21 protein-coding genes are annotated in these 25557 nt (G+C 71.4%); 10 read left to right on the top strand and 11 right to left on the bottom strand.

Annotation, left to right across the window (positions count from 1 at the left end; genetic code table 11):
* Nucleotides 1-479 (top strand): alpha amylase C-terminal domain-containing protein (locus KM933_RS02640; RefSeq protein ID WP_221348108.1); only part of this gene is annotated, 479 nt, incomplete at its 5' end.
* 88 nt (nt 480-567) lie between these two features.
* Here the strand turns inward: KM933_RS02640 and KM933_RS02635 are convergent.
* From KM933_RS02635 to KM933_RS02615, 5 genes are all read right to left on the bottom strand, one after another.
* The gene (locus KM933_RS02635) at nt 568-2835 is read right to left on the bottom strand and encodes a HelD family protein (protein ID WP_221348107.1); all 2268 of its coding nucleotides are present in this window, start codon (nt 2833-2835) and stop codon (nt 568-570) included.
* 228 nt (nt 2836-3063) lie between these two features.
* On the bottom strand, nt 3064-3396 hold the full coding sequence (trxA, locus tag KM933_RS02630) for a thioredoxin (RefSeq protein WP_260332919.1): 333 nt from the start codon (nt 3394-3396) through the stop codon (nt 3064-3066).
* Entirely contained in the window at nt 3393-3893 is a 501-nt protein-coding gene (locus KM933_RS02625) for a MerR family transcriptional regulator (protein ID WP_221348106.1), read from the bottom strand. Before KM933_RS02625 ends, trxA begins: the two co-directional genes overlap by 4 nt.
* 58 nt (nt 3894-3951) lie before the next feature.
* Nucleotides 3952-4854 (bottom strand): NAD(P)-dependent oxidoreductase, encoded by a 903-nt coding sequence (locus KM933_RS02620; RefSeq protein ID WP_308013223.1) that lies wholly within the window; start codon nt 4852-4854, stop codon nt 3952-3954.
* Between the two features lie 294 nt (nt 4855-5148).
* On the bottom strand, nt 5149-6537 hold the full coding sequence (locus tag KM933_RS02615; protein ID WP_221348105.1) for a cation:dicarboxylate symporter family transporter: 1389 nt from the start codon (nt 6535-6537) through the stop codon (nt 5149-5151).
* A gap of 143 nt (nt 6538-6680) precedes the next feature.
* On the opposite strand from KM933_RS02615, the gene KM933_RS02610 reads away from it, so the two are divergent.
* The 5 genes from KM933_RS02610 (at nt 6681) to KM933_RS02590 (ending at nt 12611) form a co-directional block, all read left to right on the top strand.
* On the top strand, nt 6681-8471 hold the full coding sequence (locus KM933_RS02610; RefSeq protein ID WP_260332918.1) for a sensor histidine kinase: 1791 nt from the start codon (nt 6681-6683) through the stop codon (nt 8469-8471).
* Nucleotides 8468-9160, top strand: a complete 693-nt coding sequence (locus KM933_RS02605) for a response regulator (RefSeq protein WP_221348104.1) — start codon at nt 8468-8470, stop codon at nt 9158-9160. The genes KM933_RS02610 and KM933_RS02605 overlap by 4 nt, the downstream gene beginning before the upstream one ends.
* Nucleotides 9161-9387: 227 nt before the next feature.
* Nucleotides 9388-10755 (top strand): extracellular solute-binding protein, encoded by a 1368-nt coding sequence (locus KM933_RS02600; RefSeq protein ID WP_221348103.1) that lies wholly within the window; start codon nt 9388-9390, stop codon nt 10753-10755.
* 133 nt (nt 10756-10888) lie between these two features.
* A complete protein-coding gene (locus KM933_RS02595) occupies nt 10889-11743 on the top strand; it encodes a carbohydrate ABC transporter permease (RefSeq protein ID WP_221348126.1) in 855 nt (284 codons plus the stop codon).
* A 1-nt stretch (nt 11744) separates the two neighbouring features.
* Complete coding sequence (locus KM933_RS02590; protein ID WP_221348102.1) at nt 11745-12611, top strand: carbohydrate ABC transporter permease; 867 nt, start codon at nt 11745-11747, stop codon at nt 12609-12611.
* Between the two features lie 66 nt (nt 12612-12677).
* On the opposite strand, the gene KM933_RS02585 is transcribed toward KM933_RS02590, so the two are convergent.
* Nucleotides 12678-13061 (bottom strand): peptidase inhibitor family I36 protein, encoded by a 384-nt coding sequence (locus KM933_RS02585; RefSeq protein ID WP_221348101.1) that lies wholly within the window; start codon nt 13059-13061, stop codon nt 12678-12680.
* A gap of 623 nt (nt 13062-13684) precedes the next feature.
* On the opposite strand from KM933_RS02585, the gene KM933_RS02580 reads away from it, so the two are divergent.
* Nucleotides 13685-14398, top strand: coding sequence for a helix-turn-helix domain-containing protein (locus KM933_RS02580; RefSeq protein ID WP_221348125.1), 714 nt, complete (start codon nt 13685-13687; stop codon nt 14396-14398).
* A gap of 113 nt (nt 14399-14511) precedes the next feature.
* Here the strand turns inward: KM933_RS02580 and KM933_RS02575 are convergent, their stop codons facing one another.
* Entirely contained in the window at nt 14512-15537 is a 1026-nt protein-coding gene (locus KM933_RS02575; protein ID WP_221348100.1) for an ATP-dependent 6-phosphofructokinase, read from the bottom strand.
* Between the two features lie 318 nt (nt 15538-15855).
* On the opposite strand from KM933_RS02575, the gene pta reads away from it, so the two are divergent.
* The 3 genes from pta (at nt 15856) to pyk (ending at nt 20912) form a co-directional block, all read left to right on the top strand.
* Complete coding sequence (gene pta, locus KM933_RS02570) at nt 15856-18030, top strand: phosphate acetyltransferase (RefSeq protein ID WP_221348099.1); 2175 nt, start codon at nt 15856-15858, stop codon at nt 18028-18030.
* The gene (locus KM933_RS02565; RefSeq protein WP_221348098.1) at nt 18027-19295 is read left to right on the top strand and encodes an acetate kinase; all 1269 of its coding nucleotides are present in this window, start codon (nt 18027-18029) and stop codon (nt 19293-19295) included. The genes pta and KM933_RS02565 overlap by 4 nt, the downstream gene beginning before the upstream one ends.
* Before the next feature lie 198 nt (nt 19296-19493).
* Nucleotides 19494-20912 carry a pyruvate kinase gene (pyk, locus tag KM933_RS02560; protein WP_221348097.1) on the top strand — a complete coding sequence of 473 codons (1419 nt, stop codon included), beginning with the start codon at nt 19494-19496 and terminating at the stop codon, nt 20910-20912.
* A 100-nt stretch (nt 20913-21012) separates the two neighbouring features.
* Here pyk and KM933_RS02555 read toward each other — a convergent pair whose 3' ends face one another.
* The 4 genes from KM933_RS02555 to KM933_RS02540 all read right to left on the bottom strand — a co-directional run bounded on the left by KM933_RS02555 (nt 21013) and on the right by KM933_RS02540 (nt 25341).
* Nucleotides 21013-22428, bottom strand: a complete 1416-nt coding sequence (locus tag KM933_RS02555; RefSeq protein ID WP_221348096.1) for a hypothetical protein — start codon at nt 22426-22428, stop codon at nt 21013-21015.
* Nucleotides 22418-22984 carry a DUF6114 domain-containing protein gene (locus tag KM933_RS02550; protein ID WP_221348095.1) on the bottom strand — a complete coding sequence of 189 codons (567 nt, stop codon included), beginning with the start codon at nt 22982-22984 and terminating at the stop codon, nt 22418-22420. Before KM933_RS02550 ends, KM933_RS02555 begins: the two co-directional genes overlap by 11 nt.
* 104 nt (nt 22985-23088) lie before the next feature.
* On the bottom strand, nt 23089-23736 hold the full coding sequence (locus KM933_RS02545) for a DUF6230 family protein (protein WP_221348094.1): 648 nt from the start codon (nt 23734-23736) through the stop codon (nt 23089-23091).
* Between the two features lie 621 nt (nt 23737-24357).
* Entirely contained in the window at nt 24358-25341 is a 984-nt protein-coding gene (locus tag KM933_RS02540) for a tetratricopeptide repeat protein (protein ID WP_221348093.1), read from the bottom strand.
* Between the last annotated feature and the right edge of the window lie 216 nt (nt 25342-25557).

Here is a 25557-nt window from a genome sequence, read left to right as displayed (position 1 = left end):
TCGCGCAGGGTGCCGAGTGGTCGGAGGCGCACGGTCCCGACTGGTGGCTCCTGGACCCGTCGTACGGGGCGGCGGCCGACCACCGGGGGGTGCGGGACCTCGTCCGGGACCTCAACACCGTCTACCGGGACGTCCCGGCGCTCTGGGAGCTCGACACCGATCCCGCCGGGTTCGGATGGGTCGCCGGGGACGCCGCCGAGGACAACGTCTTCGCGTTCCTGCGGCACGCCGCCGACGGGTCGCCGCTGCTGGCCGTGTCCAACTTCGCGCCGGTGGTGCGGCACGAGTACCGGCTCGGGGTGCCGGACGACGTGAGCGCCTGGCACGAGGTGCTCAACACGGACGCGGAGCGGTACGGCGGGAGCGGCGTCGGCAACGCCGACCCTCTCAAGCCGGACGATCTGGCCTGGCACGGGCACCCGGCCAGCATCCGCCTGACGCTGCCGCCCCTGTCGACGGTGTGGCTGCGCCCGGCGTAGGTTCTTCGCGCCGGACGGGCCGGGGATCCGGCCCGTCCGGCCATCGGGGACCGGGGCCCGGGGGCGGAGCCCCCGGGCCGAAAGGGGCCTAGGCGGTCTGCGCCAGCGCGGCCGCCAGGGGTGCCGGCAGCGGCTCCGTGTGCACGATGCCCAGCGTCTGCGTGGCCCGCGTCAGCGCCACGTAGAGGTCGCTCGTACCGAACCGCCCCGGCTCGGCCACCAGCACCGCGTCGAACTCCAGCCCCTTCGCCTGACGCGGGTCGAGCAGCACGACCCGCCGTGTCAGGTCCGGCTCCTCCCCCGCCACCACCCCGCCGAGCCGCGCGGCCAGCGGACCGTGCAGCTCCCGCGGCGCGATCACGCCGAGCCGCCCCTCGACGGGGGTGAGCTCCGCGACGGCCTTCTCCACGGCGCCGGGCAGGTCGGAGCTCTCCCGCGCCCAGGGCCGTACCCCCGTCGACCGCACCGAACCCGGCGGTTCGAAGTCCGGCCGCTCGGCCCGCGGGACGGCCGCCGCCACGTCCATGATCTCGGACGGCGTGCGGTAGTTGACGGCGAGCCGGGCGTGCTCCCAGCGGTCGTCGACATAGGGGCGCAGGATGTCCGCCCAGGAGCCGGTCCCCGCCGCCTCGGCCGTCTGCGCCGGGTCCCCGACGAGGGTCATCGACCGCGTGGGGCTGCGGCGCATCAGCAGCCGCCAGGCCATCGGCGACAGCTCCTGCGCCTCGTCGACGATGATGTGCCCGAAGGCCCAGGTACGGTCGGCGGCGGCCCGTTCGGCGGCGCTGCGGTGGTCGTCCTCCTCGTGGCGCTCGGCCATCCGCTCGGCGTCGATGATGTCGTGCGCCGACAGGACCTCCGCGTCCTCGGCGTCCAGGTCCTCGAACTCGTACGTCCGGGACGCGTAGGAGACGTCGAGGACGCCCTGCGCGTAGGCCACCTGCCGGTCCCGCTCCTGCTCGGCGGCGGCCCGCGTCACCCGGTCGTCCTCGCCGAGGAGTTCGGCGGCCTCGTCGAGAAGGGGGACGTCGGCGGTCGTCCAGGCGCGGGTGACCGTACGGCGGACGGCGTCCGCGTCCGCCGGGGAGAGGTGGGCGTCGGGCGCGGCGAGGAAGTCCGCGACCAGGCGCCGCGGGGTGACGCGCGGCCACAGCCGGTCGACGGCGGACCACACCCCGGGGTTGTCCGCGAGGTCGTCGCGGATCTGGGTGATGTCGCTGGGGTCGAGCAGGTTCGTGCCGTCGAAGGGGTCCGTGCCGATCCGCTCGGCGAGCATGTCGGTGAGGGTGTTGAGGATGTGCCCCTCGAAGTGCTCGCGGGCCACGTTGTGCGGCAGCCCCAGCGCACGGGTGCGCTCGCGGGCGACGCGTACGAGACCGGCGTCGAGCATCAGGACGTCCCGGTCGTGCTCGACGGCGATCACCGGGTCGGGCAGCGCCTGGCGGTCGCGCACCACGGCCGCGAGGACGTCGGCCATGTCGGCGCGGCCCTTCACGGCGGCGGCCGCGGGGGTGTCGGAGGCGGTCGCCCGCACCCCGGGGTACAGCTCGCCGACGGTCGCGAGCAGGACGCCCGTCTCGCCCAGCGAGGGCAGGACCTCGCCGATGTAGCCGAGGAAGGCGGGGTTCGGGCCGACGATCAGCACGGCGCGCCTGGCGAGCAGCTCGCGGTGCTCGTAGAGGAGGTAGGCCGCCCGGTGCAGCGCCACTGCCGTCTTGCCGGTGCCGGGGCCGCCCTCGACCACCAGGACCCCGCGGTGCGGGGCGCGGATGATGCGGTCCTGCTCGGCCTGGATGGTCTGCACGATGTCGCTCATGCGGCCGGTGCGGGCGGAGTCGAGCGCGGCCAGCAGCACGGCGTCCCCGGTCGGGTCCTCGTGCCCCGTGCGCCGCCGGTCCCCGAGGTCGAGGATCTCGTCGTGCAGGGCGGTCACGGTACGGCCCTCGGTGGTGATGTGCCGGCGGCGGCGCAGGCCCATGGGGGTGTGGCCGGTGGCGAGGTAGAACGGGCGGGCGACCGGGGCCCGCCAGTCGATCAGGACCGGGGTGCGCTCGGCGTCGTCGGCGCGGATGCCGATACGGCCGATGTGGTGGACGGGGCCCCCGGGTCCTGCGCCGTCCCCGTCCGGTGCGGGACCGGTGGCGAGGTCGATCCGGCCGAAGCAGAGCGAGCCGTCCACCGCGTTCAGCGCGGCGAGCAGGCCGGAGCGCTCGGCGACGAGGACGTCCCGTTCGAGGCGGGCCTGCATGGGGGTGCTGCCCTGCGCGAGGGCGTCCGTCACCGATGCCTCGGTACCGCCGCGCAGCGCGTCGACACGCGTGTACAGGTCGTCGATGAATTCCTGCTCACGGCGCAATTCATCGTCCGTGAACGCACTGGTCGATTCTGTGTCGGAAACCTTGTTTGACAATTCCGCTCCCGCCCGGATATACTGTGCGCAGTGAACTTGCTAATGGCTTGCGTTACGGACTTCAAGTATGTACTTCTATGTACTTCAAGCAAGACGCGAGCCATTGAATATACGCAAAGAAATCCCCCGCGGGCAATTGCCAGCGGGGGATTTCTTCGTGAGCGATGCGAGGGATCAGAGCACGTCCGCCAGCTCCTCCAGCAGCCGCCGCTTGGGACGGGCGCCGACCATGGACTTCACCGGCTGCCCGTCGCGGAACACCATGAGGGTGGGCATCGACAGGACCCCGTACGCCTGCGTGGTCCGCGGGTTCGTGTCCACGTCCAGTTGCACCACCTTGAGCCGCTCGCCCTCCTCCGCGGCGATGGCGCTCAGCACCGGCGCGATCTGCCGGCACGGCGGGCACCAGTCCGCGGTGAACTTCACCAGTACGGGCAGATCCGCCCTGATCACCTCCGCCTCGAAGTCCGCGTCCGTCACCTCGGCCACACCCGCCGCTTCGATCATCGTGTCCGCCTTTCCGCTGCCGCCGCCGGATTTCCGCCGGCCGGATTCCCGTCCACCGGGAGCCCGGGGACCGTCCCCGGGGGAAACACCGCGCACACGGGCTCCGGGCCGCCCGGGGCCGCCGCCTCGGCGGCCAGCTCGCCCATCGCCCGCTCGGCCCGCGCCAGCTGCTCGCCGACCTGCCCGCGCACCGACCGCAACTCGGCGATCAGCGCGTCGAGTTCGCCCAGCTTGCGCCGGTACACGGCGAGCGACGCCGGGCAGGCGTCGCCCTCCGGGTGCCCGGCCCGCAGGCACTCCACGAAGGGCCGCGTCTCCTCCAGGTCGAACCCGAAGTCCTGCAGCGTCCTGATCTGCCGCAGCAGCTTCAGGTCGTCCTCGTCGTACGTCCGGTACCCGTTGCTCCCGCGCCGCGCGGGCAGCAGCCCCCGCGACTCGTAGTACCTGAGCGTCCTCGTGGTGGTCCCGGCCCGCTTCGCCAGCTCGCCGATGCGCATACCGCGACGGTATTCCTTGACGTCCACGTCAAGGCAACCGGCGAGGCCGGACCGCGTACTACCGCCGTCCGGTGCCGCGCAGGGACTCGATCGTGCGCGTCCAGCTCTCCGCGGCGTGACCGCGGGCGACGGCCTCGTCGTACGCCTCCTTGACCGGGCGGAGGCCGCGTACGTCGAGGCCGCGGTGCTCGGCCCACTCCAGGACGTGGCCGACACCGGCCGCCATCATGCCGAGGTTGGCGTCGTCGCCCGGGTGGGTGCCCGTGTCGATGTCCCGCGCGGCCCCGGCGGCCATGTGCGGCAGCAGGCCCGTGATGGTGTCCAGGTACGGGACGAGGTCGGCCGCCCGCACCCCGTCGGCGCCGGCCAGGGCGAACGCGTGCAGCAGGCCGGAGATCGAGGAGTAGAAGTAGTCGAGCAGCGCCAGGTCGTGGACGGCGGCGAGCCCGTGGTCCTCGCCGACGTGGGCGGACCTGCCGCCCAGCGCCCTCAGCACCGGCTCGTACGCGTCGTACGCGGCGCGGGGGCCGCTGTACAGGATCAGCGCCTCGGGCCGCCCCACCAGCGGGACCGGCACCATGACCGAACCGTCGAGGTAGTCGACGGCGTGCCCGGCCGCCCAGGAGGCGGCGGCACGGGCGCGGGCGGGGGTGTCCGAGGTGAGGTTGACGAGGACCCTGCCGGGCAGGTCGCCGGTGACGGTGTCCAGGACGGACCGGGCCGCTGCGTGGTCGACCACGCAGAGGACGACGAGCCCGGCGGAGCGTACGGCTCCGGCGGCGGTGCCCGCCCGGCGGGCGCCGCGGGCCACCAGCTCGTCGCCCTTGTGCGGGGAGCGGTTCCAGACGGTGGTGGGGTGGCCGGCGGCCAGGAACGCGGCGGCGAGGGCCCGGCCCATGGCACCGAGTCCGAGGACGGCGACGGAGGTCCCGCGCGTGGTGATGTCGTGGTCGGAGGTCATGCCGACCATGGTCATCGGGGGTCGCAACTCCCCACAAGTACGCACTATCTGCTCAGGTACTGAGCCAGAGGTAAGGGAGCCGGAGGTACCAGGGGTAAGGGAGTGCGCGGGGCGGGCGGTTCGTTCGTGCGCCGCGGGCCGGTGAGGACTCGGCGCGCGGTTCCCCGCGCCCTTCCGGAGCGCGCGGAACCGGCGGCAGCCGGCCGGGGGGAGCCGGCCGGCTGCCGCCGGTTCCGCGGGTGAGCCGGGCGGCTGCGACGGGGGAAGTGGGCAGCCGCCCGGGGCCGGCCAGGGCTATGCCTTGGCCAGCGTCTTGTCGCCGGACCGGTCCGGCGCGTCCGCCGGCCCGGCGGGCGTACCCCCGTGTCCGTCGTCCAGCAGCGTCGCCTCGTCGAACGGCACGTTCCCCGCGAGCACCTCGTCGACCCGGGCCCGGTCGATCTCCTTGGTCCACGTGCCGATCAGGACCGTGGCCACCGCGTTGCCCGCGAAGTTCGTCAGGGCGCGCGCCTCGCTCATGAAGCGGTCGATGCCGACGATCAGGCCGATGCCGTCCACCAGCGCCGGCTTGTGGGACTGGAGGCCGCCCGCCAGGGTGGCCAGACCGGCACCGGTGACGCCCGCCGCGCCCTTGGAGGCGACCAGCAGGAAGAGGAGCAGCGGGATCTGCTCGCCGACCGACATCGGCGTGCCCATGGCGTCGGCGATGAACAGCGAGGCCATGGTCATGTAGATCATGGTGCCGTCGAGGTTGAAGGAGTAGCCGGTCGGGACGGTGATGCCGACCACCGGCTTGCTGACGCCCAGGTGCTCCATCTTCGCGATGAGCCGCGGCAGCGCGGACTCGGAGGAGGAGGTGGACAGGATCAGCAGGAACTCCCGGCCCAGGTACTTGAACAGCGCGAGGATGTTCAGGCCCGCGACGATCCGCAGCATCGCGCCGAGCACGATGAAGACGAAGAGGAAGCAGGTGACGTAGAAGCCGAGCATCAGGACGGCCAGGCTCTTGAGGGCGTCCACGCCCGCCGAGCCGGTCACCGCCGCGATCGCGCCGAACGCGCCGATGGGCGCCGCCCACATCACCATGGCGAGGATGCGGAAGACGAGCCGCTGGATGTGCTCGATGCCGCGCAGGATCGGCGCGCCGGACGACCCCATGGCCTGCAGCGCGAACCCGGCGAGCAGCGCGATGAGCAGGGTCTGCAGGACCTCGCCGCCGGTGAACGCGGAGACGATCGTCGTGGGGATGATCCCGAGCAGGAACTCCTCGGTGTTCTTCGCCTCGGTGACCTGCCCCTGGCCCGCCTCCTTGACCGCGTCGGTCACCGCGAGACCCGTGCCGGGCTCCAGGATGTTGCCGACGACCAGGCCGATGGCCAGCGCGACGAACGACATGACCACGAAGTAGCCGAGCGCGATGCCGCCCACCGCGCCGACCTTGGCGGCCTTGCGCACCGAGCCGATGCCCAGGACGATGGTGCAGAAGATGATCGGCGAGATCATCATCTTGATCAGGTTGACGAAGCCGGTGCCGATCGGCTTCAGCTCGACGGCGAAGTCGGGGGCGATCAGACCCACGGCGATACCGGCGGCCACGGCGATGATCACCGCGATGTAGAGATAGTGCGTGCGGTCCCGCTTGGCGGCGGGAGCGGCAGGTGCCGTATCGGGTGTGCTGGTCACGGCTGCCCTCCTTGACGACGTCGTCGGCATCATCCGGCGTGCGGCTCACGTCCGGGGGTTGCGGTGACTATCTCCCGGCGTGTGAGGGCGGTCACCCTTCCGTTCATTACGTTCACGCATTTCCGGCCAGGCAGACTGTTCCTATGCGCCTCCCCCGCGTCCCCCGGCCCCGCAGCCTGGCCGGCCAGCTCTTCGCCATGCAGGCCGTACTGGTGGCGGTCGTGGTCGCGGGCTGCGCGCTCTTCACGTACGTCAGCGACCGCAGCCAGGCCGAGGACGCGGCGGGACGCCAGGCCATGGGGGTGGCCGAATCGGTCGCCGACTCCCCTTCCGTACGGGAGGCCGTGCGCACCCCGGACCCGACGAGGACGCTCCAGCCGTACGCGCTCGCGGTGCAGCGCGGCGCACAGGTCGACTTCGTCACGATCATGGACCCGGAGGGTGTCCGCTGGACGCACCCCAACGAGGAGCTGATCGGCAAGCACTTCCTCGGGCACACGGAGCGGGCGCTGCTCGGCGAGTCCTTCACCGAGACCTACACCGGCACCCTGGGCGAGTCCGTGCGGGCCGTCACGCCGATCCACGACGGCGGCCGGATCGTCGGCCTGGTCAGCGCGGGCATCAAGGTCGACGAGATAAGCCAGCGGGTCGAGGGCCAGGTCAAGGCCCTGGTCGGGGTCGCCGCGGCGGCGCTGGCGCTGGGCGCCGTCGGGACGTACGTCATCAACGCCCGGCTGCGCCGCTCCACCCACGGGATGAACGCGGCCGAGCTCAGCCGGATGCACGACTACCACGAGGCCGCGCTGCACGCGGTGCGCGAGGGGCTGCTGATGCTGGACGGGCAGTACCGGGTGGCCCTGATCAACGACGGCGGGCGCGAGCTGCTCGGGGTGGACGGCGACGTGGTGGGCCACTCGGTGGCGGAGCTCGAACTGCCCGCTCCGCTCACGGGGGCGCTGCTGTCGGGGGAACCGCGGGTGGACGAGGTGTACCTCACCGAGTCGCGGGTGCTCGTCGTGAACACCTCGCCGGTGTCGGGCGGCGAGCGCCGGGGCACGGTGGTGACCCTGCGCGACGTCACCGAGCTGCAGTCCCTGATGGGCGAGCTGGACTCCGAGCGCGGGTTCACCACGGCGCTGCGTTCGCAGGCCCACGAGGCGGCGAACCGGCTCCACACGGTCGTCTCGCTGATCGAGCTGGGCCGGGCGGCGGAGGCCGTCGACTTCGCCACGGCCGAGCTGGAGCTGGCCCAGGCGCTGACCGACCAGGTGGTCGCGGCGGTCAGCGAGCCCGTCCTGGCCGCCCTGCTGCTGGGCAAGACCGCCCAGGCGAACGAGCGCGGTGTGGAACTGGTGGTCTCCGAGGACAGCAGTATCGACGACGGCCTGCTCCCGGAGTCCCTCACCGCCCGTGACCTGGTGACGGTCCTGGGCAACCTGATCGACAACGCCGTCGACGCGGCCCAGGGCTCGGCCGGCGCCCGGGTCACGGTCACCGCACTCGCGGACACGGCGAACCTCGTCCTGCGGGTCACCGACACGGGGGCGGGGGTGGACCCGGCCCACACGGAGGAGGTCTTCCAGCGCGGCTGGTCCACGAAGCCGGCGGGCCCCGGCGGGCGGGGCCTCGGCCTGGCCCTCGTACGGCAGGCGGTGGCCCGCCACGACGGCACCCTCACGGTGGCGTCGGCCCCGGGCGGCGGCGCGTCCTTCGAGGTACACCTGCCCCTGCCGCCCACGCCTCCGGAGGGGGCGACGCCTCCGGCCGCCCCCGGAACGGACATCGGCCCGGGGGCCGGGTCCGCGCCGGCACCGGGGCCCGTCCCCGATCACGTGCCTGAGCCCGAGCCGGCACGTGAACCCGAGCCCATACCCACGCCCATGCCCACGCCCATGCCCACGCCCACGCCCACGCCGTACGGAGGTACCCCGTGAGTGCTCCTTCCGCGCGGCCCGACATCCGTGTCCTGGTCGTCGAGGACGACCCCGTCGCGGCGGACGCGCACGTCCTGTACGTGGGACGCGTGCCGGGGTTCACCCCGGTCGGCAAGGCGCACACGGGCGCGGAGGCCAGGCGGGCGCTGGACCGCACCGCCGTGGACCTCCTCCTCCTCGACCTCCACCTGCCGGACGTCCACGGCCTGCAGCTGGCCCGCTCACTGCGCGCCGCCGGCTACCACGCGGACGTCATAGCGGTGACGTCCGCGCGCGACCTCACGGTCGTGCGGGAGGGCGTGTCGCTGGGGGTCGTGCAGTACGTGCTCAAGCCGTTCACCTTCGCCACCCTCAGGGACCGGCTCGTCCGCTACGCCGAGTTCCACGCCGCCGCCGGTGAGGCCAGCGGCCAGGACGAGGTCGACCGCGCCCTGGCCACGCTCCGGGCGCCCGGTCCGGCCGCCCTGCCGAAGGGGCTGAGCGGGCCGACCCTGGAGAAGGTCACCCGTACGCTGCGCGGCAGCGCTACGGGACTGACCGCGACCGGCGTGGCGGAGGCCGTCGGTATCTCGCGGATCACCGCCCGGCGGTATCTGGAACACCTGGTGCACACCGGCCGGGCGGACCGCAGCCCGCAGTACGGACAGGTGGGACGGCCGGAGCTGCAGTACCGCTGGGTGAAGACGTGAAGGCGGGAAGACGTGGAGGCGGGAAGGCGGGAAGAGGGGCGAGGAGGGGCGAGAAGGGGTGACCGGAAAATCCGGCGTGCCGGGGCACACCGGTCACCGCGGGTAACGACTCGGTACGTATCCGTGAGGAAGGCCGTGCACGGTCATTGACCCGGCCGGACCCCTGCTCTTACGTTCGGGCAACCGAACACGGCCACAAAGACGTCGGCCAGCAGGAGGTCGTACCCGTGCGTCCCAACGCCGCCCCCCTTCTTCTCGCGACCCTGCTCGCCGCCACCGCGCTCAGCGCGTGCGGCGGCGACTCCGGCAGTGATCCGGACACCGTGGAGATCTCCTACAAGCAGTCCACCGACAACTCCGTGCGGGTCATGGACGAGTATCTCGCCGACGTGAAGGCGCAGTTCGAGAAGGCCAACCCGGACAAGAAGATCAAGCTGATCCCGATCAAGGCCGCGGACGCGGAGTACTACACCAAGCTCCAGCAGATGCTCCGCTCCCCCAAGACGGCCCCGGACCTGGTCTACGAGGACACGTTCCTCATCAACTCCGACATCACGAGCGGCTATCTCAAGCCCCTGGACCCTTATCTCGACAAGTGGGACGACTGGCAGCACTTCATCGACACGGCGAAGTCGGCGGCCCGGGCGGAGGACGGGAAGACGTACGGCGTCCCGGACGGCACGGACACCCGCGGCCTCTGGTTCGACAAGGGCATCTTCGAGAAGGCCGGGCTGCCCGCCGACTGGCAGCCGAAGACCTGGGACGACATCCTCGAAGCGGCCCGCACGATCAAGGAGGAGGTCCCCGGTGTCATCCCCATGAACGTGTACACGGGCAAGCCCGTGGGCGAGGCGGCCACCATGCAGGGCTTCGAGATGCTCCTGTACGGGACGGCCACCGGGGCCACCGAGAGCCCGCTGTACGACACGGTGTCCAAGAAGTGGATCACGGGCAGCCAGGGCTTCGAGGACTCGCTCCGGTTCGTCGAGACGGTCTTCAAGGAGAAGCTCGGCCCGGACGTGTCGGACGCCCTCGACCCCAACTTCGCGACCAGGGTCCGCGGCGAACTGCTCCCCGAGGGCAGACTCGGCATCAACCTGGACGGCTCCTGGCTCCCGCAGGACTGGCTGGAGGGCAGCGGCCACGAGTGGCCCCAGTGGTCCGAGAGGCTGGGTCTGGCGTACATGCCGACGCAGAACGGCCAGGCTCCCGGGAAGGTGAGCATGTCGGGCGGCTGGACCTGGGCGATCCCGAGCAAGGCGGCCAACCCCGACCTGGCCTTCGAGTTCGTCAAGACGATGCAGACGAAGGCGAACGCGCAGAAGTGGTACATCGCCAACTCCGGTATCGCGGTGCGCACGGACGTGGCCGAGGACCCGGCGTACGTGAAGGCGCAGCCGGGCATCGAGTTCTTCACGGACCTGGTGGCGCACACCCACTACCGCCCCGCGTACCCGGCGTACCCGAGGGTGTCCACCGCCATCCAGGAGGCCATGGAGGGCGTGACGACGGGCGACAGCTCGGTCGACGAGGCGGCCCGGAACTACGACGAGGAACTGAGGACGGCCACGGACAACCAGGTCATCGAGAAGTGAGCACCGGAAGAAGTGAGTACGGGGAGAAGCGAGCACCGAGAGAAGTGAGCGCCGAGTGAGCGTCACCCGGCGGGAGGCGGGGCCCGGCGCGCGCGGAGCGGGAGCCGGGGCGGGCGGCGGCCGCCCGCCCCTCCTGCGCACCCTCGCCCGCGCCCTGCCCGTCTCCCCCGCCCTCGTCCTCCTGGTCCTCTTCCTGGCCGGCCCGATCGCGTACTGCGCCTACATCGCCTTCACCGACCTCCAGCTCACCGGCCAGGCCGAGTCGTCCTTCAACGGCCTGGACAACTTCCGTACCGCCTTCGCGGACGAGGCGTTCCTCAACGCCGTGTGGCTGACGCTCGTCTTCACGGTCCTCAGCTCCCTCGTCGGGCAGAACACGCTGGGCCTGGCCCTGGCCGCGCTGATGCAGCGCGCGTCGAAGCCGGTCCGTACGCTCACCGGCGGGATCGTGGTCACGGCCTGGGTGCTCCCGGAGGTGGTGGCCGGCTTCCTGCTCTACGCGTTCTTCCGCCGCGAGGGCACCCTGAACGCGGTGCTCGACTGGCTCCGTCTGCCGTCCCAGAACTGGCTGTTCACGCTGCCGATCCTGGCGGTGTCGTTCGCGAACGTGTGGCGCGGCACGGCCTTCTCGATGCTGGTCTACTCGGCCGCCCTGAACGAGATCCCGAAGGAGATCACCGAGGCCGCGGAGGTGGACGGCGCGGGCGGCTGGCGCCGGATGTGGCACATCACGCTCCCGATGATCCGCCGCTCCATCGGCACGAACCTGATGCTCAACACCCTCCAGACCCTCTCGGTCTTCGGGCTGATCTGGGTCATGACGAGGGGCGGCCCGGGAAACCGCAGCCAGACCCTGCCCCTCTTCATGTACGAGCAGGCATTCCAGAAGAGCATGATCGGCTACGGAACCGCTGTGGCCCTCCTCCTGCTGGTGGTCGGCTCGCTCTTCTCGCTGGTCTACCTGCGCCTGCTGCGGACGGAGGTCTGAGATGGCCGCGCGTACGACGCCCCGCCCCCGCCCCCGCCCGGCGAACGTCCGGCGGGCCCGCCGCCGTCACGCCGCCGACGCGGGGCTCCTGTTCGCCGCGGCCGCCTTCGTCCTGCCACTGGCCTGGGTGGTCCTGTCCTCCCTCGACCCGCACGCCGGGCTGAAGGTGAAGGTGCCCGACGGCGTCACACTGGACAACTTCGACGCGGTCCTGGAGCCGGACATCACCTTCACGCCGCTGCTCAACAGCCTGGTCCTGTGCGGTGGGGCGACGCTGCTGACAGTGGTGTGCGCGGCGCTGGCCGCGTACCCCCTCTCCCGTTTCCGGTCCCGCCTCAACCGCCCCTTCCTCCTCACGATCCTCTTCGCGACGAGCCTGCCGATCACGGCGATCATGGTTCCGGTGTACGCGCTGTTCGTGCAGGTGGACCTGATCGACACCATGCACGGCACGATCTTCTTCTTCGCCGCGTCCCAGCTGCCGTTCGCCGTCTGGCTCATGAAGAACTTCATGGACGGCGTGCCGAAGGAGCTGGAGGAGGCGGCCTGGACCGACGGCGCCTCGTCGTTCCAGTCGCTGCTGCGCATCGTGCTGCCGCTGATGGGTCCGGGCGTCGGGGTGGTGACCGTCTTCGCGTTCGTGATGATGTGGGGCAACTTCTTCGTCCCGTTCATGCTCCTGCTCTCGCCGGACCGGATGCCGGCGTCGGTGAGCATCAACGACTTCTTCGGCAACCGCGGGACGGTGGTCTACGGGCAGTTGGCCGCGTTCTCGATCATCTACTCGACCCCGGTGATCCTGCTGTACGTGCTGGTGGCGCGGCGGCTGGGCGGGGGGTTCGCGCTGGGCGGGGCGGTGAAGGGGTAGGCGCTTCGCGCCGTCGGTCCCGCCCCGCCGCACCTCCCCCGAGGTACCGCGGGGCGGATCTCGCGTCTACTGCGGCCGGAAGGAACGGATCTGGTAGTTGCCCTGCAGGTTGCCGCCGTTGCCCGCGGGGGTGGACCCCACGCGCGAGTTGTAGTTGGTCTGCGTGTAGTACTGCACGCGGTGCCCCGTCTTGTTCCAGACCGAGCGCACGTTCTGCCCCCGCTGGATGAAGGAGCAGTCGTCGGCGGTGTTCGCCTTGTTCGCCTGCGACCACTGGCAGCGGGTTCCCCCGCCGTTCCAGTCGCTGTAGATGCAGAAGTATCCCGAGGGGCAGTTGTTGTAGGCCGCCCGGTTGCCGGATGCCGCGGGGGCCGCTGTCGCGGCGGGCCCGGTGAGGACGGCTGCGGCGAGAGCGGTTACGGCGAGGACCGCGGACTGGATGCGACGCATGACGGGTTCTCCTTGTTCTCTTCGGTCTCTTCGGTCTCTTCGGTCTCTTCGGTGCGATTTCCTCAGGGGTGCGGCGGATGCGCACCACCCCGGACAATCTGAGCCGCCAGGGAAGAGGACAAACAGGGAACAAGTGATTTAAACGTCACCCACGAGGGCGAGTGGGCACTCCGGGGCCGCCGACGGCACACGCGCGCCACGGAAGCCGTCGGGATCGGACCACGGGAAACGAGGAAAACAATGAAGCGCGTCGGTTTGCCCACCGTGGGCACCTCCGGACCGACCGGTTTGCGCCGCGGGTCCCGTCGCCCTCACGCAGCCGCCGCACATGCCGGGCGGTGCGCGCGGGGGCGACGCCCGTCGGCCCTGGCGCGCGTCGCTCCCGCCGGAGGCAGGCGCTCCGCCGACCGGGGCGGCTCCGGATACGCCCGTAAAAGCAGCCTATGGCGCTCACCGAACCGTTCCGGCCTCCGCACGCCGGGCGGCCGGTCGCATACGCGCGGCGCCACCCGGACACGTCGGCCGATCCGCAGGTTCTCCGGACGCCTGTCCGAAACCGTAGCTTCGCACAATCCGTGTCCCTGGCCGGACAGACTGTAGTCACCGCAGCCCCGCGCCCATAAATTGTGCGTGTGCACCAACAGTCGACCCCCCGACCCACCCCGCCCTTCGACGCCACGGCCGCCGGCAGGCTGCGCGCCGCCCTCGGCATGGGGCCCGAACACGTCGCGCACGGCATGCGGACCTCGTTCGGGCTCTCCCATGTGACACCCGACCTGGTCGTCGCCTGGGAGCGCGGCCTGGCCGCTCCCGGCAACGGCGAACTGACCGCGCTGGCGGGCGTGCTGTGGTGCTCGCCCGGCGAACTCGTCGGCGCGCCGCGGACCTTGCGTGAGCACCGCGTCGCCCGCGGTCTGGCGGTCGAGGACGTCGCGCGGGCCGTGGGGCTCCAGCTCCTCGCGTACGTACGGATGGAGGAGGCGGACGAATGGCGCGGCGGCGACCGGCAGTCGGCGGCGCTCGCCGAGGTGCTCGACCTCTCGCTGGCGGACCTCGTCACGGTCACCGGGCGTGAGCCGAAGCTGGCGGAGCTGCTGCGCGGCGCGGTGACGACGCGCTGGCAGGCGTACGTCCGCCCGGTGGGCAAACTGCTGCCGATGCAGCGGCGGGCCGTGGGGCGCGCGCTGCGGGCGCTGCACACCGAGTACCAGGACCGGCCGACGGCGACGCCCGGCCGGCCCGGCGGCCCGGCCGACGACGCGGGCCGGGACTTCCTGGACGGGATCGTCGGCCGCTTCTGGTCGGCGGTCCGGCGCGACGGCGGCGGCGACGCCTGACGTCCGGACACCTGACCGGCCCCGCACCACCGGCAGCGGGCGGTGCGGGGCCGGTTCCGGGGGCCGGCCGGCGGGCATGGCGGGCGGGCGCGGAACCCCTTGGAGGAGCCGGCCTAGAAGACCGACTCGGCCTCGTCCATCCGGTCCTTGGGCACCGTCTTCAGTTCGGTGACCGCCTCGGCCAGCGGCACCATCACCACGTCCGTGCCGCGCAGCGCCGTCATCCGGCCGAACTCGCCCCGGTGCGCGGCCTCCACCGCGTGCCAGCCGAAGCGCGTCGCGAGCACCCTGTCGTACGCGGTCGGCGTGCCGCCCCGCTGGATGTGGCCGAGGATGACCGGCTTGGCCTCCTTGCCGAGGCGCCGCTCCAGTTCGAACGCCAGCGCCGTGCCGATGCCCTGGAAGCGCTCGTGGCCGAACTGGTCGATGGCTCCGTGGCCGTAGTCCATGCTGCCCTCGACGGGGTGCGCGCCCTCGGCCACGCAGACGACCGCGAACCTCTTGCCGCGCGAGAAGCGCTCCTCGACCATCTTGACCAGGTCGGCCGGGTCGAAGGGCCGCTCGGGCAGGCAGATGCCGTGGGCGCCGGCGGCCATGCCGGACTCCAGGGCGATCCAGCCGGCGTGGCGGCCCATGACCTCGACGACCATCACCCGCTGGTGCGACTCGGCGGTCGTCTTCAGGCGGTCCATCGCCTCGGTGGCGACCCCGACGGCGGTGTCGAACCCGAACGTGCGGTCCGTCGAGGAGATGTCGTTGTCGATGGTCTTCGGGACGCCGACCACCGGCAGGCCCGCGTCGGAGAGCATCCGCGCCGCCGTGAGGGTGCCCTCGCCGCCGATCGGGATCAGTACGTCGATGCCGAACTCGCGCGCGGTGTCCTGCACGTTCTCACAGGCTTCGCGCAGGCGGTCGCGCTGGAGACGGGAGGAGCCGAGGATGGTGCCGCCCCGGGCCAGGATGCCGCTGACGGCGTCCAGGTCGAGCGAGCGGTAGCGGCCTTCGAGCAGGCCCGCGTAACCGTCCTCGAAGCCGATGACCTCGGCGTCGTAGTTGGTGACGGCCCGGTGCACGACCGAACGGATGACGGCGTTCAGTCCCGGACAGTCGCCGCCTGCGGTGAGAACTCCGATACGCATCGTGCTGTGTCTCCTGCTCGCTGTTGGGCTGTGTCTCCTGTGATGCCTGAGAGCAGTGCGATTGTTTCACGGGCGGCACGGGGCCGCTGTCCGTGCCCTCGTTGACCCGTGGCGCCCCCGGCACGCCCCCTCCGACCGCCGACGCGCCCCCGGGAGCCCCCTTCCCCCTCACCGGTGACCCCGGCCACCCCGACCTGACGGGCGCCTTATCCATGCGCGCGGGTATTGTCAAGAGGGCGCAGCCGACCCCGTCGGCCGCGCCCGCACGGATGTCGGACTGATGCACGGATGTCGGACGGAACGGAACGGAGAGCACGCGTGACGCGCAGCGTATACGTGACCGGGATCGACCGGGGTGACGGCCGCCAGGTCATCGAGCTGGGAGTCATGGAGCTCCTGACGCGGCAGGTCGACCGGGTGGGGGTGTTCCGGCCCCTCGTCCACGACGGCCCCGACCGGCTCTTCGAGCTGCTGCGCGCCCGCTACCGCCTGGCGCAGGACCCGGCGACGGTCTACGGGATGGACTACCACGAGGCGTCCGCGCTCCAGGCCGAGCGGGGCACCGACGAACTGGTCTCGCAGCTCGTCGACCGCTTCCTGCGGGTGGCCCGCGACTACGACGTGGTCCTCGTCCTGGGTACGGACTACGCGGACACCCAGTTCCCGGACGAGCTGGCGCTCAACGCCCGCCTGGCGAACGAGTTCGGCGCGTCCGTGATCCCGGTCGTGGGCGGCCGGGGACAGACCGTGGAGTCGGTGCTCGCGGAGACCCGCAACGCGTTCCGCGCCTACGACGGACTCGGCTGCGACGTGCTGGCGATGGTGGTGAACCGGGTCGCCCCGGCCGACCGCCCAAAGATCCACGGGCTGCTCGACAACCGCCTGCCGGTGCCCTGCCACGTACTGCCGGACGAACCCGCGCTCTCCGCGCCGACGGTCGCCCAGATCACCCACGCCCTCGGCGGCAAGGTACTGCTCGGCGACGACTCGGGGCTCGCGCGCGACGCGATGGACTTCGTCTTCGGCGGCGCCATGCTGCCGAACTTCCTGGGCGCGCTGACCCCGGGCTGCATGGTCGTCACCCCCGGCGACCGCGCCGACCTCGTGGTGGGCGCCCTCGCCGCGCACAGCGCCGGCACCCCGCCCATCGCGGGCGTGCTGCTCACCCTGGACGAGCGCCCCAGCGACCTCGTCCTGACCCTGGCCGCCCGGCTCGCCCCCGGCACCCCGGTGATCGCGGTGGAGACCGGCTCCTTCCTCACGGCGTCCGAACTCTTCGCCATGGAGGGCAAGCTGAACGCGGCCACGCCCCGCAAGGCGGAGACGGCCCTCGGCCTCTTCGAGCGGTACGTGGACACCGGCGACCTGCTGAAGCGCGTCTCGGCGCCCAGCAGTGACCGCGTCACGCCGATGATGTTCGAGCACAAGCTCCTGGAGCGGGCCCGCGCCGACAAGCGGCGCGTCGTGCTGCCCGAAGGCACCGAGGAGCGGGTCCTGCACGCCGCCGAGGTGCTGCTGCGCCGCGGTGTCTGCGACCTCACCCTGCTGGGCGATGTCGACCAGATCCGCAGGAAGGCCGCCGACCTCGGCATCGACCTCGGCGCCGCGCAGCTGATCGACCCGCAGACCTCGGAACTGCGCCACCGGTTCGCCGAGCGCTACGCCGAACTGCGGGCCCACCGGGGCGTGTCCGTCGAGCTCGCGTACGACGTCGTCGCGGACGTGAACTACTTCGGCACGCTGATGGTCCAGGAGGGCCTGGCCGACGGCATGGTGTCGGGTTCGGTGCACTCCACCGCGGCCACCATCCGCCCCGCCTTCGAGATCATCAAGACGAAGCCGGAGGCGTCGATCGTCTCCTCGGTCTTCTTCATGTGCCTCGCCGACAAGGTCCTCGTGTACGGCGACTGCGCGGTGAACCCGGACCCGAACGCGGAGCAGCTGGCCGACATCGCCATCCAGTCGGCCGCCACCGCCCGGCAGTTCGGGGTCGAGCCGCGCATCGCGATGCTCTCGTACTCGACGGGCACCTCCGGCTCGGGCGCGGACGTGGACAAGGTGCGCACGGCCACCGAGCTGGTCCGCTCGCTCCGCGGCGACCTGCGGATCGAGGGGCCGATCCAGTACGACGCGGCCGTCGAGCCGTCCGTCGCGGCGACCAAGCTGCCGGGGTCGGAGGTCGCCGGGCAGGCGTCCGTGCTGATCTTCCCGGACCTCAACACCGGCAACAACACGTACAAGGCCGTGCAGCGCTCGGCCGGCGCGATCGCGGTCGGACCGGTGCTCCAGGGGCTGCGCAAGCCGGTCAACGACCTGTCCCGCGGCGCGCTCGTCGGGGACATCGTGAACACCGTGGCCATCACCGCGATCCAGGCCCAGGCGGCTCGGGCCCAGGCGGCCCGGGCCCCGGTCCCGGCGGACCCGGCCGCCGGGACCGCGCACCAGGCTCCCTCCCCGACCTCGACCTCGAACCCGAAGGTTCCCACCACGTGACTGCTTCTCGTGTCCTCGTCCTCAACTCCGGCTCCTCGTCGGTGAAGTACCAACTGCTCGACATGCGCGACGGCAGCCGGCTGGCCGCGGGCCTCGTCGAGCGCATCGGCGAGGAGACCTCCCGGCTGAAGCACTCCCCGCTGGCCGCGGGCGGGGAGTCCCGCGAGACGACCGGGCCGATCGCCGACCACGACGCCGCGCTGAAGGCCGTCGCGCGGGAGCTGTCCCGGGACGGGCTCGGCCTGGACTCCCCCGAGCTGGCCGCGATCGGCCACCGGGTCGTGCACGGCGGGAAGCGGTTCACGGAGCCGACCGTCGTGGACGACGCGGTCCTCGCCGAGATCGAGCGCCTCATCCCGGTGGCACCGCTGCACAACCCGGCCAATCTCACCGGCATCCGTACCGCCCGGGCACTGCGCCCGGACCTCCCCCAGGTCGCCGTCTTCGACACCGCCTTCCACACGACGATGCCGGAGGCCGCCGCCCGCTACGCCATCGACGTGGAGACCGCCGACCGGCACCGGATCCGCCGGTACGGCTTCCACGGCACCTCGCACGCGTACGTGTCCCGCGAGACCGCCCGCCTCCTCGGCCGGGCGCCGCAGGACGTCAACGTCATCGTGCTGCACCTGGGCAACGGCGCCTCGGCCTCGGCGGTACGGGGAGGCCGGTGCGTGGACACCTCCATGGGCCTGACGCCCCTGGAAGGACTCGTGATGGGTACGCGCTCCGGAGACGTGGATCCCGCGGTCATCTTCCATTTGACGCGCGTTGGCGGGATGTCCACGGACGAGATCGACACTCTGCTCAACAAGAAGAGCGGCCTGGTCGGCCTGTGCGGCGACAACGACATGCGGGAGATCCGCCGGCGCATCGACGAGGGCGTCGAGGGCGACGAGGACGCCGCGCGGGCGAAGCTCGCCTTCGACATCTACATACACCGGCTGAGGAAATACATCGGCGCCTACTACGCGGTCCTGGGCACGGTCGACGCGGTGGTCTTCACGGCCGGGGTCGGGGAGAACGCCGCCCCGGTGCGCGAGTCCGCGATCGCGGGCCTGGAGGCACTGGGTCTGGCCGTCGACCCCGGCCTGAACGCCGCACGGTCCGCCGGGCCGCGGCTGATCTCGCCCGAGGGCGCGCGGGTCGCGGTGGCCGTCGTCCCGACCGACGAGGAACTGGAGATCGCGAACCAGACGTACGCCCTCGTGGGCGGGGACGCCGCGGAACGCGCCGGACAGGACGACGGCGAGGGCGCCGCCTGAGAGGGCGCCGCCGAGCCTCACGGGGATCAGCCGAGAAGCAGTGACAAAGCAAGGAAAAGCGAGAAAAAGCGAGAAAAGCAGCTGTAAGAACGTCGAGGAAAAGTCCGCTCGGGGCCACGCCTGAGCGCGTGCCCGCCCATTTGTATCTTCCGCCAGCCGGAATATTCCGAAGCGAAACAAACCGATAGGATCGTCCCCATGCGCCGTTCCAAAATCGTCTGCACACTGGGCCCCGCCGTCGACTCGCACGAGCAGCTCGTCTCGTTGATCGAGGCCGGCATGAACGTGGCTCGCTTCAACTTCAGCCACGGCTCGCACACCGAGCACCAGGGCCGGTACGACCGGGTCCGGGCCGCCGCCCAGGAGACGGGCCGCGCCATCGGCGTCCTCGCCGACCTCCAGGGCCCCAAGATCCGGCTGGAGACCTTCGCCGAGGGCCCCGTGGAGCTGGAGCGCGGTGACGAGTTCACCATCACCACCGAGGACGTCCCGGGCGACAAGTCCATCTGCGGCACCACGTACAAGGGCCTGCCGAACGACGTCTCCAAGGGGGACCAGGTCCTGATCAACGACGGCAACGTCGAGCTGCGGGTCGTCCAGGTCGAGGGCCCGAACGTCAGGACGATCGTCATCGAGGGCGGTGTCATCTCGGACCACAAGGGCATCAACCTGCCCGGCGCGGCCGTGAACGTGCCCGCGTTGTCCGAGAAGGACGTCGACGACCTGCGCTTCGCCCTGCGGATGGGCTGCGACCTGGTCGCGCTCTCCTTCGTGCGCGACGCCCACGACGTGAACGACGTGCACAAGATCATGGATGAGGAGGGCCGCCGGGTCCCCGTCATCGCCAAGGTGGAGAAGCCGCAGGCGGTGGAGAACATGGAGGCCGTCGTGGCGGCCTTCGACGGTGTCATGGTGGCTCGTGGCGACCTGGCCGTCGAGTATCCCCTGGAGCGGGTCCCGATGGTGCAGAAGCGCCTGGTGGAGCTGTGCCGGCGCAACGCCAAGCCGGTGATCGTCGCGACCCAGATGATGGAGTCGATGATCACCAACTCCCGCCCCACGCGCGCCGAGGCGTCCGACGTGGCCAACGCGATCCTGGACGGGGCGGACGCGGTCATGCTGTCCGCCGAGTCGAGCGTGGGCGCGTACCCGATCGAGACCGTGAAGACGATGTCGAAGATCGTCGTCGCGGCGGAGCAGGAGCTCCTCTCCAAGGGCCTGCAGCCGCTGGTGCCGGGCAAGAAGCCGCGCACGCAGGGTGGTTCGGTGGCCCGTGCCGCGTGCGAGATCGCGGACTTCCTGGGCGGCAAGGGCCTGGTTGCCTTCACCGAGTCGGGCGACACCGCGCGTCGGCTGTCCCGCTACCGCGCGGAGCAGCCGATCGTGGCCTTCACCACTGAGGAGGCCACCCGCAACCAGCTCGCGCTGAGCTGGGGCGTCGAGTCCTACGTCGTGCCGTTCGTGCACAGCACCGACGAGATGGTCGAGCTGGTCGACAACGAGCTGCGCAAGCTGAACCGCTTCAGCGAGGGCGACGTCGTCGTGATGACGGCGGGCTCGCCCCCCGGCGTCCCCGGCACCACCAACATGGTCCGGGTCCACCACCTGGGCGCCTGACCCTTTCGTACGGCACCGAGGGCGCTCCCTGGACACAGGGGGCGCCCTCGGCGCGTCGTACGGGTGCCGGAGCCTTCCGGAGCCGGAGTGCTTCCGGGGCCTACCCGAGCGGTGTGTTGAACTGGCGCATGCCGGGGATGGTGAGCGTTCCGCCGAACTGGGCCGCCTGCACCACCTTCACCTTCGTGAAGTAGATCAGCGGGATGTTCAGCGGCGGCGGGTGCTCCGGGTCGAACGTGATCGGGACCAGTCCGAGCAGGTTGCCGGAGATGCTCTCCGTGTACATGACCGTCCTGCCGTCGCGGATGGTGGAGGTCGTGCCCCTGCCGCCCTGGACGTGGTACTTCACCCCGGCGTCCCTGTCGTCGACGATCTGGTGCAGGTCGCCTATGTCGGTGCCGTCGGAGACGACGTACTTGAGGACCTTCTTCACCGAGCCGTTGGCGGTCCTCACCTTGACGATGCCCTGGTAGTCGGCGCCCTTGAGCGTCAGGGAGCTGGCCTCCAGCATCCAGGGGTCGTCGGCGAGGGCCGGGATGCCCGTCTCGACGCCGCCCTCCTCGTCCGTGGCGGCCGGGCAGTCGTCCGGGTCCGTGGTGGAACTCTCGGACGGACTCGGGGTCGGACTCGGGGTCGGGGAGGCGGTGGCCCCGTCGGCAGCTTCCTCCGCCTCGTCCGTCTCGTCCGTCTCGTCCGTCTCCTCCGCCTCGTCCGTGGGCCCGTCCGTCGCGTCGGCCGCGTCCCCGGGTGTGTTCTCCGGCTCGTCCGCCGCGTCCCCGGTGGGGTCCTTCGCGTCCCCGGGCCCCCCGGAGGCGCTCTCCGTGGCCGACGGACCGGGTGCGGCGGACGGCTCCGCGGGGGCCGCGGTGGGGGCCGCGGACTCCTTGTCGCCGGGCGTGAGGATGTCCTCCAGCGCGTCGCCGATCCCGTCCAGGAGACCGCCCCCGCCCGGAGTCGGGGTGGGGGTGGGGGTGGGCGCCGGTGTGGACGCGTCTCCCCCCGACCCGGCCGGCGCGCTCGTGGAGGGCGCCGGTGCGGGCGCGGGCTCGTCCTCGGAACCTGAATCCGAGGAAGGGCCGCCGCCCGCGGAGCCGTTGCCCGCCGAGCCGCCGTCCGGTGCGCCCGGTGCGTCCGGTGTCTTCGGTGCCTCGCCGCCGGAGGCGGGAGCGCTCGTCGAGGCGGAGGGCGAGGGGGTCGCCGACGCTTCCCCGCCGGACTCGCCGGATTCACCGGCCTCGCCGGCGTCCGCCTTGCCGTCGTCCAGCGCCTCGACACAGTCCTTGTACTCGTCGACCGTGAGGTTCTTCGCCGACGGTTTGTCGTCGGCGTTCGCGAGTGTCGGTGTGAACCCCATCCCCATGAGGATCGCCGTCGGCATCGACGCGATGGCTATCGCCTTGCCCGCGGGCACGTGCAGCCTGGTGAACAGCGGTTTCCTGGGGGCTGCGTGCCGCGGCCCGGTTCTCGCACGGGTCTCGCCCGCGGAGCCCGCGTGGGGAACCTCGTCAGCCGGCACTGTGCCTCCCGTTCGCCCCGTTGTCCGCCCCGTTGACCGGGCTCGTTCCCGACAGATCGTGCGACCCGCCCACCGCGCCGGCCGACGCGGTCTGCCCGGCCTCCGGAGCGCCTGCCTCGTCCGTACGGTCCGTCCCGGCAGGGCTCGCGACGGGCTCCTCGCCCGGCGCCCAGGCCACCGCCATCCCGCCGCCCACCAGCGCGAACAGGAATCCGATCAGAAAGCCGCCGAAGTTCGACACCGGGAGGGACACCAGCCCCAGCAGAATCGACGCGACACCGGCGAAGGTCCGGATGTGCTTCTGGTACCAGAGGCTGATTCCGAGCACGCCCAGGAGAATGCCGATGATGAGCGACCCGGCGCCGGCGGTCGTCGACATGGCCAGCGTGAGATGCCCGATCTGGAGGTTCGCGTACGGGAGGTACGCGATCGGGAATCCCGCGATCAGGATGAACAGGCCCGCCCAGAACGGCCGGCTGCCGCGCCAGGCACGGAACCGCAGCCGCCAGATGGTGAATCGATCGTGCGCGGCAGCGACAGGAGTCTCGGCGCTCATGGAAAACAGCTCCCTGGAACGGCGTTGCTGTGAAAGGTTCACGTACTACGGGGAGGAACGGGCGGGCGAGGCAGCCTCGGCTCCCCCACCCGCCCCGGGAGTGCCTAGTAGCACTCCGCCTTGGTTCCCCTGGACAGCTTCATGCTCAGACCACTCAGCTTGAAGGTGCCCGCGGTGGTCGCCCACGCCGTCTGCTTCACACCGGTCAGCACGGCCGTGCCGGCCTGCTGGCCGAAGCCGTACGGGTTCGCCTGCTCCTTGCCGCCCTTCATGCCGGGACCGGGGCCGTTCTTGAGGTCCCCGGCGGCCACACCGATGTTCATGTCGGTGAACGTCGCGTCGGCCTCGAGGTCCTCGACGTCGATGTAGAGCTGCTTGGCCTCCACCGGCTCCTTGCCGCCCCCGGCCTCCAGCCTCAGGGTCACGGAACCGAGCAACGGGATGTCCGGGGTGACCACCGACTGGCACATCTTGGTGATCGTGGCCTGGTTGAACGCCGAGACCGCGACCGGGTGCGCCGTCTTCTCACCCTTGAGCGTGTATCCGGAGTCGATGGCTCCGTACTGCGAGAAGCCTTCGTTCGCCTCGAGCCGGTCAGCCGTCACCTTGAACGACTGGCCCGACACGCTGAACGACGCGGCGAGAGCACCCTGAGCCAGGGCGACACCTATCGCCGCCGTCGCGGCCACGCTGGGCACCATGACCACAGCGAACCGCTTCCATCTGGTCCCGCCACGCACCTGGGACTCCATATTTCCTCCTTCTCGGACGTACATCTCCGGCCCTGACTGCCCCCAGACGGCGGCTCAGCCGGGCAGGGATGGGAGAAGTGCTACGTCCTCGGGAAGGGGAGCGCCCCGAACCGGAGGCGCGCAACGCACCCGGATCATCGGCGATCACCCCCGAGCGACAACCACTGGTCGCGCCTGAACCCTTCACGCACAACCTGCCGGACAGGCTCCACCGGACGGCGGAGACCCCCCTGTCCGAGGGCCGGCGCCACTGCCGCCGCCCCTACTCGGTGGGGACCCAACGAAACCCAGTGACCCGAGTGGCTGTCGGGAGAGGGAAATGGACCGAGCGTCGCCGATCGTGGTGCATTCGGGCCGCCCGCACAAGGGGGTTCGTTACTGGCTAGTAACGGCCGGATAACCGAACAACGACCCATCGGTGTCGGGCGACCACCGAGGGTGTCCCGGAAGGAGGCGACAAAGCAATCGAAGTCCGTACGGAATCCGACAGATCAGTGCTGTCGACTTACTCCAAGTAACAGCGGCCGCGATTGCCAAGTTTTGGCAAAACGCGGCCGCAATAGGGGTCTGTCGGCGAAATCCTTCACCGGGGCACCACGAGCCCCGGTGTTTAGCGACTGGTCAGAACAGCGCGCGCGCCAGAGCCCTGCGCGCGGCCGTCACCCGCGGGTCGTCGGAGCCGACCACCTCGAACAATTCGAGCAGCCGTACGCGCGCCGCCTCCCGGTCGTCGCCCGCCGTACGGGCCACGGTGTCCACGAGCCGTCCCAGGGCGTCCTCCACATGGCCGCCCACCAGGTCCAGGTCGGCCGCGGCGATCTGCGCGGGGACGTCCCCGGGCCGGTCCGCGGCATCCTTGCGCACCTGCTGCGGGTCGGCGCCCCGCACCCGCTGGAGCAGCTCGGCCTGGGCCAGACCCAGCTTGGCCTCCGTGTTGCCCGGGTCGTCGTTCAGCACGTTCCGGTACGCCTGGACGGCGCCGCTCAGATCGCCCGCGTCCAGGGCCTGCACCGCGGCTTCGAGCAGCGCGTCGTGCGGGCCGGCCGGGACCGCGGGAGCCTCCGCGGCCTGGTCCTGCGGACCGCCGTCCTGGTCCACGGTCAGGCCGGTGAGGCCGAAGCGCTCCTCGGCGACCTGCACCAGCTGGTCCAGGGTGCCCCGGATCTGCGCCTCGGGGGCGGCGCCCTGGAAGAGCGGCAGGGCCTGCCCGGCCACCACCGCGAAGACGGCCGGGATCCCCTGGATCCCGAACTGCTGCATCAGCATCTGATTCGCGTCGACGTCGATCTTGGCGAGGACGAACCGGCCGTTGTACTCGGCGGCGAGCCTCTCCAGGAGCGGGCTGAGCTGCTTGCACGGCTCGCACCACTCGGCCCAGAAGTCGATGACGACCGGCACCTCGGTGGAGCGCTGCAGGACGTCCCGCTCAAAACCCGCCTCGTCGACATCGATGACGAGACTCGACGCGGACACCGCGGGAACGGCCCCGCCGCCCTGCCGTGCCGCTTCGGCGCGCGCCTGCTCCGCCTTCGCCTTGGCCTCCTGGGCCGCTTTCACCGCGGCGAGGTCGACGACTCCGCTCATGGACATGTTCCGTGGCTGCATGCGCCTATCCTCCCCCCTCCGCGGGCCTGCGTGAAAAGCGTTGCGCAAGCCGGGTCGATACGCGTTCCCGACGTCGGGTCCCCACCCGCCACCGTGTGGCCGTCGCTTTCGCTACGAGCCGTAGCGTAACTGTCCCGCGACGGCCCGGGGAAGCCCGTTCCCGTGATCTCCCTCACCCTTCCGTACGATCCCCCTCAGCGGAACGTCCGGATATGG

Source organism: Streptomyces beigongshangae (assembly GCF_019710745.1).
Taxonomy (GTDB): Bacteria; Actinomycetota; Actinomycetes; order Streptomycetales; family Streptomycetaceae; genus Streptomyces; species Streptomyces beigongshangae.
This window is presented reverse-complemented; position numbering and strand designations above follow the sequence as displayed.

Coding starts and splice junctions, on each gene's coding strand:
- trxA (WP_260332919.1), bottom strand. CDS start 3,396: ATGATCGAAGCGGCGGGTGTGGCCGAGGTGACGGACGCGGACTTCGAG.
- KM933_RS02625 (WP_221348106.1), bottom strand. CDS start 3,893: ATGCGCATCGGCGAGCTGGCGAAGCGGGCCGGGACCACCACGAGGACG.
- KM933_RS02620 (WP_308013223.1), bottom strand. CDS start 4,854: ATGACCTCCGACCACGACATCACCACGCGCGGGACCTCCGTCGCCGTC.
- KM933_RS02610 (WP_260332918.1), top strand. CDS start 6,681: ATGCGCCTCCCCCGCGTCCCCCGGCCCCGCAGCCTGGCCGGCCAGCTC.
- KM933_RS02590 (WP_221348102.1), top strand. CDS start 11,745: ATGGCCGCGCGTACGACGCCCCGCCCCCGCCCCCGCCCGGCGAACGTC.
- KM933_RS02585 (WP_221348101.1), bottom strand. CDS start 13,061: ATGCGTCGCATCCAGTCCGCGGTCCTCGCCGTAACCGCTCTCGCCGCA.
- KM933_RS02575 (WP_221348100.1), bottom strand. CDS start 15,537: ATGCGTATCGGAGTTCTCACCGCAGGCGGCGACTGTCCGGGACTGAAC.
- pyk (WP_221348097.1), top strand. CDS start 19,494: ATGCGCCGTTCCAAAATCGTCTGCACACTGGGCCCCGCCGTCGACTCG.
- KM933_RS02550 (WP_221348095.1), bottom strand. CDS start 22,984: ATGAGCGCCGAGACTCCTGTCGCTGCCGCGCACGATCGATTCACCATC.
- KM933_RS02545 (WP_221348094.1), bottom strand. CDS start 23,736: ATGGAGTCCCAGGTGCGTGGCGGGACCAGATGGAAGCGGTTCGCTGTG.
- KM933_RS02540 (WP_221348093.1), bottom strand. CDS start 25,341: ATGCAGCCACGGAACATGTCCATGAGCGGAGTCGTCGACCTCGCCGCG.